At 60.5% G+C, this 17,885-nt stretch carries 17 protein-coding genes; 3 read left to right on the plus strand and 14 right to left on the minus strand.

What is annotated here, in order from left to right; all coding sequences use genetic code 11:
* Window positions 1-34: 34 nt before the first annotated feature.
* Complete coding sequence (locus HZB60_07675; GenBank protein MBI5059640.1) at window positions 35-3,151, plus strand: lamin tail domain-containing protein; 3,117 nt, start codon at window positions 35-37, stop codon at window positions 3,149-3,151.
* 208 nt (window positions 3,152-3,359) lie between these two features.
* The gene (flgB, locus tag HZB60_07680) at window positions 3,360-3,797 is read left to right on the plus strand and encodes a flagellar basal body rod protein FlgB (protein ID MBI5059641.1); all 438 of its coding nucleotides are present in this window, start codon (window positions 3,360-3,362) and stop codon (window positions 3,795-3,797) included.
* 72 nt (window positions 3,798-3,869) lie between these two features.
* On the opposite strand, the gene HZB60_07685 is transcribed toward flgB, so the two are convergent.
* The 6 genes from HZB60_07685 to HZB60_07710 all read right to left on the minus strand — a co-directional run bounded on the left by HZB60_07685 (window position 3,870) and on the right by HZB60_07710 (window position 10,147).
* Window positions 3,870-5,045 carry a prephenate dehydrogenase/arogenate dehydrogenase family protein gene (locus HZB60_07685; protein ID MBI5059642.1) on the minus strand — a complete coding sequence of 392 codons (1,176 nt, stop codon included), beginning with the start codon at window positions 5,043-5,045 and terminating at the stop codon, window positions 3,870-3,872.
* Window positions 5,046-5,090: 45 nt separating this feature from the next.
* Window positions 5,091-6,182 carry a prephenate dehydrogenase gene (locus tag HZB60_07690; protein MBI5059643.1) on the minus strand — a complete coding sequence of 364 codons (1,092 nt, stop codon included), beginning with the start codon at window positions 6,180-6,182 and terminating at the stop codon, window positions 5,091-5,093.
* A gap of 216 nt (window positions 6,183-6,398) precedes the next feature.
* On the minus strand, window positions 6,399-7,901 hold the full coding sequence (locus tag HZB60_07695; GenBank protein ID MBI5059644.1) for a prephenate dehydrogenase/arogenate dehydrogenase family protein: 1,503 nt from the start codon (window positions 7,899-7,901) through the stop codon (window positions 6,399-6,401).
* Window positions 7,902-8,135: 234 nt separating this feature from the next.
* Entirely contained in the window at window positions 8,136-8,561 is a 426-nt protein-coding gene (locus tag HZB60_07700; protein MBI5059645.1) for an SUF system NifU family Fe-S cluster assembly protein, read from the minus strand.
* Entirely contained in the window at window positions 8,554-9,777 is a 1,224-nt protein-coding gene (locus HZB60_07705; protein ID MBI5059646.1) for a cysteine desulfurase, read from the minus strand. The genes HZB60_07700 and HZB60_07705 overlap by 8 nt, the downstream gene beginning before the upstream one ends.
* A 46-nt stretch (window positions 9,778-9,823) precedes the next feature.
* On the minus strand, window positions 9,824-10,147 hold the full coding sequence (locus HZB60_07710; protein ID MBI5059647.1) for a non-heme iron oxygenase ferredoxin subunit: 324 nt from the start codon (window positions 10,145-10,147) through the stop codon (window positions 9,824-9,826).
* A gap of 193 nt (window positions 10,148-10,340) precedes the next feature.
* Here HZB60_07710 and HZB60_07715 point away from each other — a divergent pair, with 193 nt between their 5' ends.
* Window positions 10,341-10,910, plus strand: a complete 570-nt coding sequence (locus HZB60_07715; protein MBI5059648.1) for a hypothetical protein — start codon at window positions 10,341-10,343, stop codon at window positions 10,908-10,910.
* A 60-nt stretch (window positions 10,911-10,970) separates the two neighbouring features.
* Here the strand turns inward: HZB60_07715 and sufD are convergent, their stop codons facing one another.
* From sufD to HZB60_07755, 8 genes are all read right to left on the minus strand, one after another.
* Complete coding sequence (gene sufD, locus HZB60_07720) at window positions 10,971-12,167, minus strand: Fe-S cluster assembly protein SufD (protein MBI5059649.1); 1,197 nt, start codon at window positions 12,165-12,167, stop codon at window positions 10,971-10,973.
* Window positions 12,160-13,569, minus strand: coding sequence for a Fe-S cluster assembly protein SufB (gene sufB, locus HZB60_07725; GenBank protein MBI5059650.1), 1,410 nt, complete (start codon window positions 13,567-13,569; stop codon window positions 12,160-12,162). Before sufB ends, sufD begins: the two co-directional genes overlap by 8 nt.
* A 1-nt stretch (window position 13,570) precedes the next feature.
* Window positions 13,571-14,614, minus strand: a complete 1,044-nt coding sequence (locus HZB60_07730) for a glycosyltransferase (GenBank protein MBI5059651.1) — start codon at window positions 14,612-14,614, stop codon at window positions 13,571-13,573.
* Window positions 14,611-15,558: a glycosyltransferase family 2 protein gene (locus HZB60_07735; protein ID MBI5059652.1), complete on the minus strand. Its 948-nt coding sequence runs from the start codon at window positions 15,556-15,558 to the stop codon at window positions 14,611-14,613. The genes HZB60_07730 and HZB60_07735 overlap by 4 nt, the downstream gene beginning before the upstream one ends.
* Before the next feature lie 136 nt (window positions 15,559-15,694).
* Window positions 15,695-16,153, minus strand: coding sequence for a group 1 truncated hemoglobin (locus HZB60_07740; protein ID MBI5059653.1), 459 nt, complete (start codon window positions 16,151-16,153; stop codon window positions 15,695-15,697).
* A gap of 43 nt (window positions 16,154-16,196) precedes the next feature.
* On the minus strand, window positions 16,197-16,937 hold the full coding sequence (locus HZB60_07745) for an MBL fold metallo-hydrolase (protein ID MBI5059654.1): 741 nt from the start codon (window positions 16,935-16,937) through the stop codon (window positions 16,197-16,199).
* A 228-nt stretch (window positions 16,938-17,165) separates the two neighbouring features.
* On the minus strand, window positions 17,166-17,672 hold the full coding sequence (locus tag HZB60_07750) for a DsrE/DsrF/DrsH-like family protein (protein MBI5059655.1): 507 nt from the start codon (window positions 17,670-17,672) through the stop codon (window positions 17,166-17,168).
* Entirely contained in the window at window positions 17,669-17,854 is a 186-nt protein-coding gene (locus HZB60_07755) for a sulfurtransferase TusA family protein (GenBank protein ID MBI5059656.1), read from the minus strand. The genes HZB60_07750 and HZB60_07755 overlap by 4 nt, the downstream gene beginning before the upstream one ends.
* Between the last annotated feature and the right edge of the window lie 31 nt (window positions 17,855-17,885).

Consider the following 17,885-nt stretch of genomic DNA (forward strand, 5'->3'; position numbering starts at 1 on the left):
CCCTATGTTTTCGCTTGGCTCCCGATGTTCTTCCTTGCTCGCACTGCTGGCTACCCTGTTAGTCGCCGGCCTGGGCCTTGCCCAGAATCCCGGTGATGTGCTGATTTCGGAATCGATGTACGATGATACGGCCTCAACAGATGTCGAATGGGCGGAAATCTACAACACTACGGCTAACCCCATCGACATCTCCGGCTGGACGCTGCAGGACGCCCCTGCTTATCCCCCGGCGACCGAAGGTTCAATCCTGGTCCCGGCCGGCACCACTATCGCTGCCGGACAATACCTGGTCCTGTGCAAGGCCGCAATTCCCGAGTTCACGGGCGAAATCGTCTGCACGCAGAATTTCGGTTCATGGGCACTCGGTAATTCCGGTGACAACCTCGCCCTCTATACGGGGAGCGGCACGCTCATTGATGGATCGTTGAGCGTCATTATCCCGGACTCATCGCTGACGGGCGGAAACTCAACGGAGCGTTGCTCCTTCGCCATCAGCTACGATGTCGGGTCAAACTGGCATCAGTCCACCAATGTGTTCGCCACGACCGGCCGCTACCGCCTCTGCACGCCCGGCGCACCGAATTCCGCCTGCGGGGCCAGCGATACCACGCCACCGACGCTCCTGAGCGCCGCGGCCACGACTGCTACCACCGTCGATCTGCTCTGGAATGAGTCGGTCGGGCTGGTGTCAGCGCAGACCGTGGCCAACTACGTCGTCAACAATGGCGTCGGCAATCCGCTGACCGCGACCCGCGACGGAGCGAATCTCGCGCTGGTGCATCTGACGTTCAACGCGATGGCCAACAACACCTACTCGATCACCTGCAATAACGTTGCTGACGTGGCCGGAAATGTCTCCACGAATCAGATCGCTAATTTCACGGTGAATGTTACCGTCGCGCAGGGCGCTGTTGTGATCACGGAAGTGATGTACGATGATACGGCCAGCGGGACCAACCCCGATGTCGAATGGGTGGAGATTCATAACACCACCGCGTCGGCCATCGATTTATCGCTGTGGCGTCTGACCGACTACAGCGCCGTCCCGCCCACCGCGGAAGGCAATGTCGTGATTCCGGCCGGGACTTCGATTCCGGCGGATGGCTATCTCGTGCTTTCCAAAGTCGCGATGCCGGAAATCCCGAGCGCGATTGTCTGCGTTGACTCCGGATCACTCGGGCTGGGCAATTCCGGCGATAACCTCGCACTTTATACCGCGGACTTCGCGCAACTCGTGGATGGCTCGCTGACGGTCAACTACCCTGACCTCGCCCTGAACAACGGCGGTCACTCGATTGAGAAGTGCGATGTGAACGCGCCGTGGTCCGGCCTCGCCGCCGATTGGCATGAATCCACCAATGTCTTCGGAACCGGACGATATCAGCTCTGCACGCCGGGCGCCGTCAATTCTCCCTGCCTCGGCGACACCACACGGCCCACGCTCGTGTCCGCGACCGCGCTCAGCACGACGCTGATCGAAGTCGTCTTCAACGAAGCCCTGAACGAAGTCTCGGCGGAAACCGTGACAAACTACTCCGTGGACCTCGGCGTGGGCTCGCCCAGCACGGCAACGCTGCAGACCACCCCCACAACGGTCCGCCTGCTCTACGGCACCGCGTTGGCTCCCAATACGTACACCTTGACCGTCAATAACGTAGCGGACGTTGCGCTGAATGCGATCCTGCCCAACTCGCAAGTGTCGTTCACCGTCTCCGCTCCGCCGGAGAACCTCAAGTTCACCGAGTTCATGCCGAATCCGGCGTTCGCGAGCACAGGCGACAGCCTCGGCGAATGGTTCGAGATCTATAATGCCGGGGCGACCACCGTGGATCTGACCGGGTGGATCATCGCCGATAATTCCGGCAGCGATACCATTGAAGCCGGCACGATCAACCCCGGCCAGTATTTTGTGTTCTGCTCAAACGGCGACAGCGCAACGAACGGCGGTGTGCCGGAGAATTTCGACTATCGTTTCGCCACGTCCGGTTGGGGCCTGAGCCTGAGCAATACCGGCGAAACCATCTTCTTGCGCAACCCGGCGGGGACCAATGTCGCCACGGTCACATACACGACCGCATTCCATTGGGGCGCCGGCGTGAGCGCCCAATTGATCGATTTGAATTACAGCGGCGCCGTTGACACCATGTGGTGCGCCGGTTATCAGGCCTGGCCGGGCGCCAACAATGGCGACCTCGGCACGCCCGGAACCGCTACGGCATGTGCTCCGGTGCTCCCGCCGGATACGCTCACACTCTGCCAGGTCCGCGAGCAAGACACCTGCGGCGTCGCCACGCGGCTGAATACCCGCGTCGTCACGCATGGCGTCGTTACTTGGGTCGATTCGTGCGGCACAGAGGCGTTCGTCGAGAGCGGCGGCTGCGCGGTCCAGATCTTCGGCACCGCGGTTACGACCAATATGGTCGGGAATCCCCGTCCCCCCATGGTCGGCGACACCATTGAAGTGTGGAGTTACATCACACAGTTCCGCGGCGTCACAGAATTCTCTACCTATACCGCCGTCGCGCCGGTGATCACCTATCTTGGTTCGGCTGCGGTCCCGGCACCGGTAGTGGTCGCGGCCTCGGCAGTCGCAACCGTCGTCGATGACTGCGGACCCGAACTGTACGAATCCCGTATTATTTCCGTGCTCGGCGCGACCTTCCTGAATGCAGGCGGTACGTTCGCACCCGGTGACACAACGTTCCCGGCCGTGGTCGGAACGGACACGGTCCTCTACTACGTCGATAGTTGCGATGTGTCTATCCTCGGAACGACGATTCCTGCCGGCGCTGTGAACTTGCGAGGTGCGCTCGGACAACATGATCTGACGACGCCGTGCCTGTGCGGCGGCTATCAGATCGTCTTCGCCGGAGGCAGCGCTTTCGAAGCCGCGCAGTGCCCGGATCCTACGCAATTCACCGTCAATCGTGACGACAGCCTGGCCACGACGGTTACCTTGCGCTGGACCCCCGGCCTCGGTGCAGCATGCAATACGTACAAGGTCTATGCATCCACGAACGGCAGCGCTGTTTTCCCCGCCACATACACCCTCGTCGCGACGGTCGTTGCACCAACGCCGCCGGATTGCTTCTATACCGATCCGAGCGCACTGGCGCCGATTCGCTTCTATCATGTGACGGCTGACAACTAAACCGGCCTGCCCGGCATTCATTCGAAGCGCGGCCCGGGCATTGCCCGGGCCGCACTGGTTCCGGGGCAAAATCTGCCCCGGGCAGGCGCTATGCAGCAGCAGTTACCGGACTTACGCGTGGCGCGAGGTTTGCTTCAAGTAGCTATGACATAATCCCGGACCAGCTCGTCCACCGCCGAAATAGGATAACCCCGCCCGAGGAACTACCATGGCCGACAATCTGATCGAGAATTTCCTCCTCAATCAGGCCCCCGGCAACGCCGTCCTTAAGAAGACGCTGGATGCGAACGCCCTGCGGCAACGCACACACGCGCAGAATATCGCCAATGCTGAGACGCCCGGGTACCGGCGGCTGGCCGTGGACTTCGAACAGCAGCTCAAGCAGGTGCTGGACGACGACATCGACGGCATGGCACAGACCAATCCGCGCCACATGAACGGAAACGGCGCGCGCGTCGAGCTTGAGGCCCTTGCCGCAACGACGCGCACGGAACCGCTCGATCCGAACAGCCCGGGCATCAACGGCGTAAATATCGATCTCGAAATGGCCGAGATGGCCGAAACCCAGCTCCGCTATCTCACGTCGCTGGAACTTCTGAAACGCCGATATGCCGGCATCAAGGCCGCGATCAAAGGCCAACCGTAATCGCAAGGCAGATCAAGACAAACGGGACAGCAGCGCTGTCCCGTTTGCATTTTCGATCCCCTGCTATTGCCGCTAAGGTCTAAGCCGCGCCGCGAAACCGTCTTCTTTCAAGATCTCAACGGCGCGCCGCGCATCGAGACGCGATTCCACCGTGACGTGCAGCGATCCGCCACGACCCTCGCGAACGAATAATACTCCAATGTCGCGAATGTTGATACGATGCGTAGCCAGCAGACTGGCAATCCTGGCTATGGCACCCGGACGGTCCGAAACCGTCACCGAGATCTCGCAATTCGCGTCCCAGTCGCCCGGCCGCTCCCGTAACAGCTTGCGCTGGAACTCGGCCGCGCTCATCCACAGATCGTGCACGCGACCCGCCGCGATCGCCGCCTCAAATTCCTCCAGCGTCCGGCGAAGCTCCGCCAAACCCGCCAGCAGCGCGGATTGATTGGAACGGAGCGCCCCCTCCCACATTTCCGGCGGCAGCGCGGCCAAGGCCGTCGAGGACTGAAACGACCCCGTGGCGAGCTTCGACAACAGCGGCTCCGTTGACGATCGCATCGCCAGCCAATGCGACATTGCCAGCGCGACCATCAGCGGCACGTGCGTAGTCAGCGCGACAATCTGATCGTGACGATCCGGTTCCAGCGGCAGCGGGTACGCGCCCAGCATGCGAATCCACCAAAACAGCGTCTCGCGCGATTCCGCCGGAAGGTCAGGACGCGATGTCACCAACCAGTAAGCGTTCTCGAACAAGTTCGCATCGGCATTCGCGATCCCGGTGCGGTCCTTCCCCGCCAGCGGGTGTCCGCCAATATAGTGCGCGGACGACGGCGTCAGCTCGGCAACGCGCAGTAATTCGGATTTCGTCGGACAGGTGTCCGTCACAATCGCCCCGGCCTTCGCTCGGGTCAATATGTCCGGCAGCAACCGTGCCGATGTTTCCACGGGTACGCACAGGACAATCAGATCCGCATTGCCGATCGCCTCGGAAAGCTCGACCACTCCCCGATCGATGGCACCGCGGGCGAGCGCTTCATCCAAAACCTCCTGTCGATCGCAGCCGATCACACTCCCGCCGTGCTCCATCGCCTTCATGCGCAATCCGATCGAGCCCCCGATCAACCCGACCCCAACGATCACAATCCGATCAAACTCGCGGCTAATTAGCGCCAGCGGATCGGGCAGAGTTAGCCCGTCTAACTCCACATGTTCCACTGCTTCGGGTTCGCCGATTCCGCTTTTCATCTCGTGATCGGTCAACGCTCGCGATCCTCAGTCTGCGCCCACACCTTACCGAATTTCCGTGATCTTAAGCCCGGCGTTGCCGAGCGCCGTCGCCGCTCGCGATCTGTCCGCCGGTGAATTCAAGGTCAAACAGAACGTCCCCGCCGCCGCATCGTGCATCTTGTCCAGACTGGCGACGGTGATTCTGCACTCCGCCAAAATCTGCGCCGCCTTTTCCAACACCTTTGTGTCTCCGCCAGCCGCCAGCACGATCTCCCGTGACGCCTCCTGCGCCACTTCCGGATTGACCAGTTTGCCGCTGGCCCCCGCCAACTGCTCCAAGTGCTGCTCGAGACTCCCCGTGGCGACAGCTTCACGCAACGTTGCCAACTGCTTCAACAGTTGATCCAGCGCCTGCAAAACCGGTTCGCGATTATCCGCCACATCATGCGCCCATCCGGAAAACTGCATCTGTTGCAGCTCGCCCATCTGCTCCGCCAGCCACGCCCCCATGCTCGCGGAACTGACCGGCATGCCTCGCGCCGGATCCAACACATATTCGACCGCGGCCATCATGGCCAACCGCGGCGCCTGATTGATGTCCGCCAGCATTCGGTCGTGCGCTTGCGGACTCATCGCCACCACGTTCGCTCCCAGCCGCTTCATCGCCTCCTGCAACTGCGAAAACGCATCCAGATCCGGCTTCCCGCGCGGCGTCAGGATGACGGTCTTATGCTCAAAGTAATACTGACTCGATTTCTCCAACTCGATCTGCACGTCCGCATCCCCGGCCAACCGAAAACCGACGTAGCTGACGTCTGTACGTTTCGATTCGGCGAAGACCCGGTTCACGTCACCCTTGACCCGAGTCATCTCCGAGATGATCGTCCCCGGCTCGACGCAGGCCAAAACATCGCACAGTGAAATGCCCAGGGTCGCGGCTTCCCGTGACAAGATGACCAGACCCGCGCCCTTTACGGCCCGGGCAAGCTCCGGGGTTCCGTCGGTCACCACGCGAAGTTTCCAGGCCTGCTGGACTGTCGCATTGTCGGCCACCCCGACGATGCCGCCCTGGTACCCGGTCCGCTTCATGCCCAAGGCGAAACTGCCGACCATGCCGTCCAGGCCTATGAAGCACATGCGATTACATAGTGCCATACCTGCCTACTCCACGGTTGTTCTCAAGCCGAAATTATCCGACCCAAGATGCGCAATTCCCGCGCCACCCATCCCACCGTATCGTAAATATAACAAATCATAAGGAGGAGCGCAAGGGAATCGACCCCATCAGACTCACTGATCCTCGCCAGACCCAAAAGACAAGGCGGACAACTGCCCGCCTTACCGTCAAACTGCCCGCACTATCCCCCCGCCTCAGCCGACCGGTACGTCCGCACCCCGCAGGAGTTCCTTGGCCCGGATGACCTGTTCCCGCTTGGTCAGGGTAACCCAAAGCGTCAGCCCACTTGGCGTTTCCTCGCGATCAATCCGCTCAATTTCGATCCGATTCTGCGTCAGGAGCTGAGCCGCCGTCTGCAACGTGTGGACGTCGTGCCCGCAGGAAATTGAAAACGTCGGCGAAAGATCCTGCTCAGCCTCGACGCTCGCCGGGGCGAGATCCGAACTGCCGGTTCCCACCGCCGAATCGCCGAAACCAGCGCTCAGCGAGCCATAGTCGTCTGAAACCCAGCCGTGGTGCGCGTCGGGTCGTTGTTCCGCGGAGGTCTCCGGCGCCGAAACGGACGGTGCTGAATCCTGAGATTCGTGTGCAGCGGCCAACGTCGAGATCTCACCGCGCCCGGTGCGTTCCGGCTCCACGGCCTGCGCCCGCAGGATATCCTCGACGGTGCGCCGCGTGTTTTCAATCAGCTCATACAACGATTGGACACTGACCCCTTGGCGAACCGGCATCCGCTTGACGACCTTGATCGCGCTCTCGAGCATCTCAACCAACGCTTCCGGCGAAGCCTCCATCGCGGCCGGTGGCAGCGCTGCCAGTCGCGCTCCCGCCGGGTTGGTCAAACTCTTCAGTTCATTTGCCTGACGGTGAGTGCTCGAGGCAATCTCGTGCATCTTGTCCTGCGTCAGCTCACCGATCAGAGCCGCCAGCTGCTGTTGGCAGCCCTCGAGTGCCGCCAAGACGTTGGACTTGTTGTGAAACAAGTTGGACGACCAAATCTCCGAAGCCGACCGTCCCATCGCCGCGAAGTCGCCAAAGAGCTGGTAGCTCTCGGCCACCGTGTCGGTGCCCGTCGCATCCAGCTTGTTCGTGAGGTAGCGCATGAAAGGAATCCGCACCAATTGCGGAAGCTGCACGAATTCCGCCATCTGCCGGTCATGAAGCTGCGGACTCGTCGCGATCACCGTGGCGCCGCAGTGCCGAAACATGTCCGATAACAGGCTAAAGACATTTAGGTCCTCAATCGTGAGCGGCGATAGCGACACCCGTTGGCCGTTGAAGAAATCGGCCGAGGCCCCGTCGAGCGCTTCGCCCCAATCCAACGAGCCGCCCAGGGCTACGCTCACATAGTGGAAATCCGTCCGGTCGAGTTCTCTAACTACCCGCGACACTTCTGTCATGGTTCGCCCATGGCCGCAGATCACCGCACGCGGATCACACGAAATGATGACCTCCCGTAAATTCCACGGAGAGCCGTTCTCCCCCGTTCCCAGCAACAGAATGTCGGAACCGTGGATTCCCTCCAGAAAGCTATCTACGCAGGAGTCCGCGACGCCGCTGCTCACCCACTGCTGGCCGACCTCCGCGCCCGCCACACAGATGACCTCGACCCCCGGTGAATATTGCCGGATGGCCAGGGCGAGGGTTCCCGCCCAGTGATCGGGTCCAATTACGCAAACTCGCGTAAACCTTAGCATTGACTACTCCTTACAGATTTTATTGAACACAGACGATCCGACTATTGCAAATGCAATACCCGTTGCTATGCGACCGGACCACGACATCGGCAGCGCCACCACGAAACATTGAGTCGTCGTGGGCCGAGTTCACGACGGCCGTTGCTTCGCTCGTCAGACGCGGGACGAAAAAAGACGACTGTTTCCAGTCGTCCAATCAGCTTCGCCAGCCCCCGTCGATTCCAGTCGATCTATCTACTTCGCTCGATAGTCCGCCAGGCATGTCTCGAGCGTCGTCCACGGCAAACTCGCGCACTTCACTCGCACAGGAAGCTTCGACACGCCGGCGAGAGCTTCGATATCGCCAAGGTCAACCGTCGTCGGTGGCTCCCCATCGCGCAAAAAATCGCGAACCGCCGCAATCCAAACCTCCAGCTCCGCCATCGTCTTGCCTTGCACGGCCTCCGTCAGCATCGACGCCGACGCCGTCGAGATCGCGCAACCCTTGCCGTCAAAGGAAATCTCAACCAGCCGGTCGCCGTCGAACCGCAGGTCCAACACCAATTCGTCACCGCAAAGCGGATTCAGGCCTTCCGCGCTGACTGTCGGATCCGTCAACCGCCCCCGATACCGCGGCAGCCGATAGTGATCCAGCAGAATGTCGCTGTAAAGATCAGGCAACGGAAAGCACCTGTCTTACTTTGCGAACCGCGTCCACTAACAGATCAATCTCTGCCTCGGTGTTGTACAGATAAAAACTGGCGCGCGCTGTCGCGACCACGCCCAACCAACGCATCAGCGGCTGAGCGCAATGGTGACCGGCGCGAATCGCAATCCCCTCGCGATCCAACAGGCCCGCCGCGTCGTGCGCATGCACACCGTCAATATTAAACGTCACCATGGACGACCGCTCCAGTGCCGGGCCGTACACCGTTACCCCCGGTGTCGCGGTCAACGCGTCGTAAGCATAGGTGGACAGATGATAATCGTGCGCGTGAATCCAATCCATCCCGATCACGTCGAGATAGCGAATCGCCTCCGCCAGACCTACGGCCTCCACAATCGGCGGAGTTCCCGCCTCAAACTTGTAAGGCAATTCATTCCACGTCGAGTGATCGAGAAACACCTCGCGAATCATCTCCCCGCCCGTCAGGAACGGATCCATGTCCTCCAGAATCTCCGGCTTGCCCCACAGGACTCCGATCCCGGTCGGACCCAGCATCTTGTGCCCGGAAAAGGCGTAAAAATCCGCGTCAATCTCCGTAATGTCCACCGGCATATGTGGTACCGCTTGCGCGCCGTCGACCAGCACCCGCGCCCCCACGCGGTGAGCAAGCTCCGTAATCTCGCGAACCGGGTTGATCGTACCCAGGACATTCGATACATGCGTCAGTGCCACGAGCGCGACCGAACCGTCCAGCAACTTCCGGCCCGCATCCATGTCCAGCGTCCCGTCTTCGCGCAGCGGCCAAAAGCGCAATTCCGCACCCACGGCCTTCGCCACGATTTGCCACGGGACCAAATTCGCGTGATGTTCGAGCGGCGTCAGCAGAATCGCCTGCCCATGCTTGATGAAACGCCGACCAAAGGAGTGCGCCACCAGATTGATCGACTCCGTCGTCCCGCGCGTGAAGATCACGCCCCGCGAGTCCGGCGCCTTAATGAAATCCCGCACGGTCCCACGCGCCGCTTCATAATCCGCCGTTGCGCGCTCACCCAGTGTATGCACGCCGCGGTGAACATTCGAATATCGCGATTCGCAAAATCGACAATGCGAGTCCAGCACCGCCATCGGCTTCTGCGAACTCGCCGCGCTGTCCAAATATACCAATGGCCGGCCGTTGACCTTCACATTCAGTATCGGAAAGTCCCGGCGAATCTCGGCAACCGTCTTCATAGTGCGATCCCGCCCCTGACGTGTGTGCTCTGCACACAACGCTTGTTCATTTCGTCCCGCCGTCCGCCGGTGCCGCCGCGGGAATCAAGACCAGAACTTCGTCTCCCCGCACCTCCACCGCAAACGTTTGCAGTGGCTCCGTCGCCGGCAGCGACAGCGCCTCGCCCGTTGCCAAATCAAACATCGCCCCGTGCCGCGGGCACTCCACGTGGCACCCCTCCAACCAACCGTCAGCCAGCGATTCATCCTCGTGCGTGCAGTGACTGCTGGTCGCAAACCACTGGCCGTCGCTCCGAAAAACGACCAACTGCAGCGGTCCAACGTTGAACGACTTGCCGCCGTCCCGCTTGAATTCAGCTTTCGAACAAATCCGCACCCACTCCCCGTCCGACCGACCAACCTTCGCAGTATCCAAGTGGCTCCTCTACGCCGTGAAGTTCTTGTGCGACCGACGCCGAATTGCTACTGACCCGCTTCCGGCCTACTTATTGCAAATCGGATAAAAGACGTCAGATTCTATCTATCCACCAACAGGGGTCACCAAAGTTCTCGCGAGGTAATCGATGACAAAGTCCAGAATCCTGATCCTGCTCATGACCGCCCTGGCGCTCGCCACCGGCTGTTCCGACGACGAAGCAACTACCACCATCCCGCCAGCGGTTCCCAGTGATGATCAACTTCTCGCCGGGCCGGAATCAGGCAAGCAATTTGTCCGCTGGAATTCCGTCGGACTGGAACGTGTTCACGCCAGTGGTGCGACGGTCGAAGGCTGGTGCTATCCCGCTCAGGAAACCAATCTCGAAATCCTGCTCATGGCCGGATATTCCGTCCCGGTTGGCGCGACACCGGGCGACTCGCTTCACTGTTCGCTCACCGTCGCGGACACCACCTATTCGCAAACCGACTTCCTGCCCGAAGGCATTACGTGGAACGACTCGGTGATCTACTGGTGTGACACCTCGTGCGTGCACATCCCCCCCGGCAGCAGTGCCGCGGACATCTGTTTCTATTGGTACAATCCGGCTTCCGGTGAATTCAAGCAAATCACGACCGCCGTCGTGGAAACGCATTGGGTGGCTAAGACGCTGCATTTCTCCCGCTACATTCTCGGCCAAAAACGCTCCGCAAACTGAGCGCGGCCGCCGCGAAAACGGAGATCGTACTCACGCGGGACCTCACGGTCCCGCGGCTGTTTAGAGTCGCACCGCCTCGCCGATGGAAGCCATCACGGCGTCGCGCCAGCGCTCTTGAACCGTTCCAACCGGGACCTTCTGAATGACCTCTTCGGCAAATCCGGTCGCGATCACGCGCAGGGCCTGACCCCGCGACAGCCCGCGACTTTGCAGGTAGAACAGCTGGTCCCGGTTCAAGGACCCCATCGACGCGCCATGCGTACAGCGCACATCGTCCGCAATGATCTCGAGCTTCGGAATGGCGTCCGCGTGCGTTCCCGGTTCGAGTAGCAGGTTGCGGCACTGTTGGTACGCGTCGGTCTTCTGCGACTGCTGCGGTACGGAGATCAGTCCCTGATAAACCGAATGCGAGCGTCCTGACAGCAGCGTCTTGAACGTCAGGTCCGACTTGCACCGCGGCGCGCCATGATACTGATGAGTGCGATGATCCGCTCGCGCATCGCCGCTGCCCGCGAACAGCCCCTGAATCCGCCCCGACGAGTTCGGCCCCAACAACATTAGTTCCATCCGCGCCACATGCCAGGCCGCGCCCTGCGTGAAGGAGTACCAGGTCACAGCGGAATCCTGCGCCACCTGAACTCGCGCGCGGCGGTAGAGCGCAGCGCGGGCGCCGCACCAATCCTCCTGCACATAGTTAAGACGCGCGCCCGCTTCCACCATGATCTCGGTCCGCCCCACCGTTACCGCATCGTCCGACGCCGGCAGCCAGCGATCAACAATCGTTGCCTCAGCGTCACGCTCCACAACGACCAAGGTCGTGAACGTCGATAGCCCCGGGCCGGAGCTGCGCTGCTGGAGTTCAATCGTCTCGCCCGACCAAGCCCGCGGAACCCTGATGATCACGGGAGCACGGCAGAAGGCTTTGTGATAGTACAGGAATTTGGCGTCGTAGTCGTCACCGGGAATCGTCAGCAGTTGCCGCATAGATTCCGCGCCTGCTGACGCAAGCGGCGACGCCAACGCGGCGGGCAGATGCGTCGTCGTTTCGTGAAGGGAGGTCGCCGCCTCGACCTGTTCGGTCCGCGGCCACGGGAACTGGTCGGGATCGGTCTTTCGCCAATCCTCTTCGAGCCGTGACGGGATCGCTGCCGAGCGGGCCTGCTCCAAGGCATGCAACCGCTGCTCAGGGGTCCACAGCGGGTGCGGGATCGACTCTATAAACGCGCTGCTGCGGGGATGCGACGTCGTCTCAGCCAACGGAACCCTCCATCTGCAATTGGATCAGCCGGTTCATCTCGAGCGCGTACTCCATCGGCAACTCCTTGACCACCGGCTCGATAAATCCGCGCACAATTAACGTCATCGCGTCGGCCTCCGAAATGCCGCGACTCATCAGATAGAAGATCTGCTCGTCGCCGATCTTCGAGACCGTTGCCTCGTGACCCAGCTCGACCTTGTCCTCCTGAATATTCATGTACGGATACGTGTCGCTGCGGCTGTGATCGTCAAGCAATAATGCATCGCAGCTCACGTTCGACTTCGAGTTCTCCGCGCCTTTGCTCACCTCCACGAGGCCGCGATAAGACGTCCGCCCGCCGCCGCGCGAAATCGATTTCGACACGATGACCGAGGTCGTCTCCGGCGCGTGATGAATCACCTTCGCGCCCGCCTCCGTATGCATCCCCGGCCCCGCGTAGGCCACCGACAGAATGTCCGCGCGCGCATGCCGCCCCATCATGTAAACCGACGGATACTTCATTGTCACCTTCGAACCGAGATTGCAATCAACCCACTCCATCGTCGCATCTTCTTCCGCCAGCGTACGCTTCGTCACGAGATTGTACACGTTCTTCGACCAGTTCTGAATCGTGGTGTACCGCACCCGCGAGTGCTTCTTCGCGTAGATCTCCACCACCGCGCTGTGCAGCGAATCCGAAGAATACACCGGCGCCGTGCAGCCCTCCACGTAGTGCACGTTCGAGCCTTCGTCCGCGATGATCAGCGTGCGCTCAAACTGCCCGACATTCTTCGCGTTGATCCGGAAGTAGGCCTGCAGCGGAATCGTCACATGCACGCCCTTCGGCACATAGATGAAACTGCCGCCCGACCAGACCGCCGTATTCAGCGCCGCGAGCTTATTATCGCCCGCCGGAATCAACTTGTTGAAATACTCCTGAAACAGATCGGGATACTCGCGCAAGCCGGAATCGGTGTCAAGAAAGATGACTCCCAGTTTCGACCACTCTTTCTGCAGAGAGTGGTACACGACTTCCGAATCATACTGCGCACCGACACCGGCCAGAAATTTCTTCTCGGCCTCGGGAATCCCCAGCTTGTCGTAAGTGTCCCGAATCTCTTCCGGTACCGCGTCCCAGTTGGATTCGACGCGTTCGTTTGACCGCACGTAGTAGTGAATATCGTCGTAGTTGATCCCCGATAAGTCCGGCCCCCAGTTCGGAGACGCCTTCCGCACGAAATAGTCGAGGCCCTTCAGACGCAGTTTGCGCATCCAGTCCGGTTCGCTCTTCATCTCGGAGATCTCTTCGACCACCTTGCGCGACAACCCTTTGGGCAGCTTCACCGTCGACTTATCTTCGTCGTGAAAACCGTAGCGGTCGTAGTTGTCCAGATCGAGCTCGAACTTCTTGTCCTTTTCCATCCTATCCTCCCTGCAACACAGCCAGCAATTCGCTTGCCCGGCTGTCCGCCGTGTATCGGTCTCGCAAGATCAGTAACGCGCGGTCGGCTAAGCGATCGCGCGCAGTGCCGTCGCTTAGAAGTTGCTTCATCGCCTCATACCATTCCTCCGGTGCGGACGCGTAGCGGATCGAGTCGCGATCCGCAAAATCCTGCACGGGGAAACCGATCGGACTCGCCACCGCGGGCACGCCACGGCTCATGTACACCAGCGCCTTGTAGTTCATCTTGGCGCGACACCATTCCGTATCATCGAGTGGCGCAAGTCCCAGCGTGAATTGCGGCACGAATTCCGCCTCCGCTGACCGACTCCACGGAATGAACCTGTGCCGGTAGCGCGGCGGCGGGTTCATCAGACCTGACGTCATGATCCACACCTCAAGCTCGGGGAGCTCTGCTTGCAGCCGCAGAATGGAGTCCTCAAGCGGCCGTAAGAACCGCTGGTTTTCCGGTGCCCCCACCCACCCGACCACTGCGGGATGCCGCGGCACCGACGGCGCTGCCGCTACGGTCTCGACAATCGTCGGAATGACGTGCACGTAGGCGTTTAGTCCGGTCGCGTAGCGGCGAATGGCCGCGCCGCTGGCCACGACCGCGGATGCGCGGCGAAGCGAGCGATTGACGCGCTCACGTTCCGCGCTGCGCCAGACCGCGTTCGGCAGATCAAACGGCGACGCCAGATAGATCGCGTCGTCCAGATCATATACGATGCGCTTCCGCAGCGCTCGGGCGAGTCCCAACTTGATTCGCCCACCGCTGAACTTCTGATGCCAGATGGCATCCGCGCGGAATACGGTGAACAGCGCGCGGAGCGGAAGCAACTCCAGCCAGAGTCGCGAGCGACCGCGCGGACGTTCCGTTCCGCGTTCGTACTTGTGAAACGTGTAACTGTCAACGAACACGGCCACGCCCGCGGCTGCCAGCGCCGGAAGATACGCGTACATCCGCGTCCGCGCGCTGCCGTTGTCCAGTCCTCCTCCGGGAATCATCAGCACGCGCAGCGTCATACTGTCAGCTCCGCCAGCATCGCGCGCATCTGCGAAGCGGTCACGCGGGCCGTTCGCCGCAGCGCTCGCCGACGCCGCCATGCCTCCGGCAACCACCGCAGGAACGCAATCCAGCTCGCCAGCACCGCTCCGCATTGACGCGCCCGGATATGATGCGGGATGCCGAACACGTCTTTCTGTAAACGGTAGAGAATCTCCCGCACGGACATCCAGCCCGGCAGGCCGTTCGCGCAGGTCAGCAACCGGTTCCGGCGATAGCGAATGAACCGCGCGCGCGGCAGGCGTGCCTGTGTGGGTGAACGATGATGCCGCACACGCGCCTGTGGCACGAGCCGAAAGCTCCAATCGAACCACCGGCAGCGCAATGCCAAATCGACGTCATCCCACTCGGCAAAGAAGTTCGGATCGAGACCGCCCACTTCGTCAAATGCCTCGCGTCGAAAGAGCGCGCAGGCAAGACAGACGCCAAATACTACCGTGGATGCGCTCGGCGCCAAGTCCGCCGACTCCCCGTGCAGTCCGTCGGCCGCCGTGAAGTGCCGATGCAATACGATACCCGCGCTGTCCACGCATCGGGGGTCCGCCGCGTTCACCAACAGCGGCTGGACCGCGGCCACCCGCTGGCCGGCCTGCAGCAAAGCGTCCACCAACGATGGCAACGAGCCCGGCTCCAGCACCGTGTCATTATTCAGAAGCAACAACAGCTCGCCGCGAGCGACCGCGACGCCGTGATTGATCGCACCGGTAAACCCGGTATTGGTCGCTAACACTTCGCAGTGTACCGTCGGAAACTGCGCGCTCACGTAAGCGACGCTGCCGTCCGTCGAACCGTTATCGACGAGCAGAACTTCGAGCGGATCCCTGCATTCCTGACTGAGCACGGAGGTCAGACACGGCCCGAGGTATTCGAGACCGTTGAAATTGGGAATGATCACCGAGATCATTCACCCTCGCCTTGAGCTATGCGTGCGCCGCCGCAATGTGACCCAGATTATGGCGCTTGACGCGCTCAAAATCCTCCGGCAGCGGAGGCAGGTACGCCTGTGGAAACTCCACCTCGTCGAAGGACTCCCATGAACACTACTTTACCGTCACAATGTCGGCCTTGGTCGTGCCCACGATCGCCAACAGTTCGCCCTGCTCCGGCTTCGGGACCTTGAATTCGTCGAGGGTCTTCACAAAGTCCACGACCATCGCGTCCCATTCCTTGTTTGCAATATTCAAATGCGCGTGGGACTCCTTCATCGAGCGGCCGGTGTAAACCTGCGGACCGCCTGTCACCTGACACACCAGTGCCGTAACCTGAAACTTGAGTCCAGCCTTTGGCACGCGATCGCGCGCCTCTTTTATCGCCGGATTCGCGTTCAAGACATCATTCACCAGCAGTTTCTCGATGAATACGTCCACCACCGAGGCGATATTGTACACACCACCGAGGCGGTCATAGAGCGACGGCGCGGCAGGTTCCGCCGCGCGAGCAGCCGTCGATACCAGCATGACAGCCATCATTCCGGTCAGAAGACTCTGCAGACTCTTCATAGCTTGCTCCCTTCGTGTTTCGTTGATCTATGGGGGGCGACCATCATATCGTCTGAGCGGCAAGCGCCGCTCCAAGATTGTGCTGCTTGATCCGGTGAAAATCCTCCGGCAGCGGAGGCAGGTTCGTCAGTTGAAACTCAATGAACTCCGCTTCGCTCATCCCCAACGCCGGCGTCAGCCGCCGCTCGCGTCCCAGAGTTGAAACCGTCTTGTCATCGAGTCCGCGCCCGCAGACCGAACCCCGATAGTGCCCCGGATACACTTCCGTCCACTCGGGTAACGTCATCAGCTTCTGCAGGCTGCCGTACATGATGCGCGCCCGCATTTCAAGCTGCTTCCGCGACAGCGCAGCCAACGAAAGATCGATGCGGCCCACATCTCCCACGAACAGCAAATCCCCCGTCAACAAGAACCAATCTTCAATCAAAATCGAGATATGCTCCGGCGTGTGACCCGGCGTGTGCAAAATCTCACCCCGCCAACGACCGAACATGAATTCCTGGCGATCCGCCAACGGTTCGAACGGATAATGCACTTCCGCGTTTGCTCCCAAATACAACGGGGATGCCGTGAGCTCCGCCAGCCGCCGCGCACACGAAAAGTGATCCGCATGCGCGTGCGTTTCCAGCACCTGCTTCACGACCATCGCGTTCTCTTCGCAATGATCAACATAGAACCGCGGATCGCCCTGCGGATCAATAATCGCGCACACCCCCTGCGACGGACACCCCATCGCATAGGAGATACAACCTTTTTCACTATGCAGGAACTGACGAAAGTGCATGATTCAGGGATCGGCATTTGACTTCTTGGCGGCACATGTCTTCATGTGCCCCAATTCTGATCTTCCTTCCAATGACTTCTTGGCGGCACATGTCTTCATGTGCCCCATTCTGATCTTCCTTCAAATGACTTCTTGGCGGCACATGTCTTCATGTGCCCCATTCTGATCTTCCTTCAAATGACTTCTTGGCGGCACATGTCTTCATGTGCCCCAATTCTAATCTTCCCCTCAAATAAACAACTGAATATCCGCTTCCGCCGCGTAATCCAGAAACGACGGCGAACCCGCGAATTCCACACCGTCCATCAAATCCTCTGCCTTGATCCGCATCACGCGCATCGTCGTGTTGCAGGCGAACAGCCGCACGCCCGATTCGCGCGCAATCGCGAACATCTCATCGAGCGGTGCCAGATTCGCCTTGTCCATCCAGTCCTTCATCATCATCGTCGCCATCGCCGTCATCCCCGGCAACACGCCAACGATGTTCGGAATCTTGATCGAACTGCCCGGAAACGGCGACGGCATGGCCGGATTCGCGAGCGGCGCGACACCGAGGTGCTGCTGCCGCGTCTTGTGAATCAAATCAAGCCCGTAAAACGTGAAGAAGATCCCGGCCTCCCAGCCCATGCTCGCCGCGACGTTGGCAAGAATGAGCGGAGGGTACGCCATGTCCAGCGTACCCTTCGATGCAATCAACGCGATGCGCCGCGGCTTGGTCGGATCTGATCTGCTCATTTCAACCGTCGAATCTGGAACCGCCAGACTTTCGATTCTGCGCCACCGGACAATAATTCATGACCGGTGTTCTTCGTCCAGGCCGCCATGTTCGACTCCGAGCCGGGGTCGTCGCTCAACAACTCGACGATTTCGCCCACCTGAATTCGCTTGATCGCCTGCGCCAACCGTAACGTCGGCATCGGACAAACCAAGCCCCGGGCGTCAACTTGC

The organism is candidate division KSB1 bacterium (genome assembly GCA_016214895.1).
Classification (GTDB): Bacteria; Electryoneota; RPQS01; order RPQS01; family RPQS01; genus JACRMR01.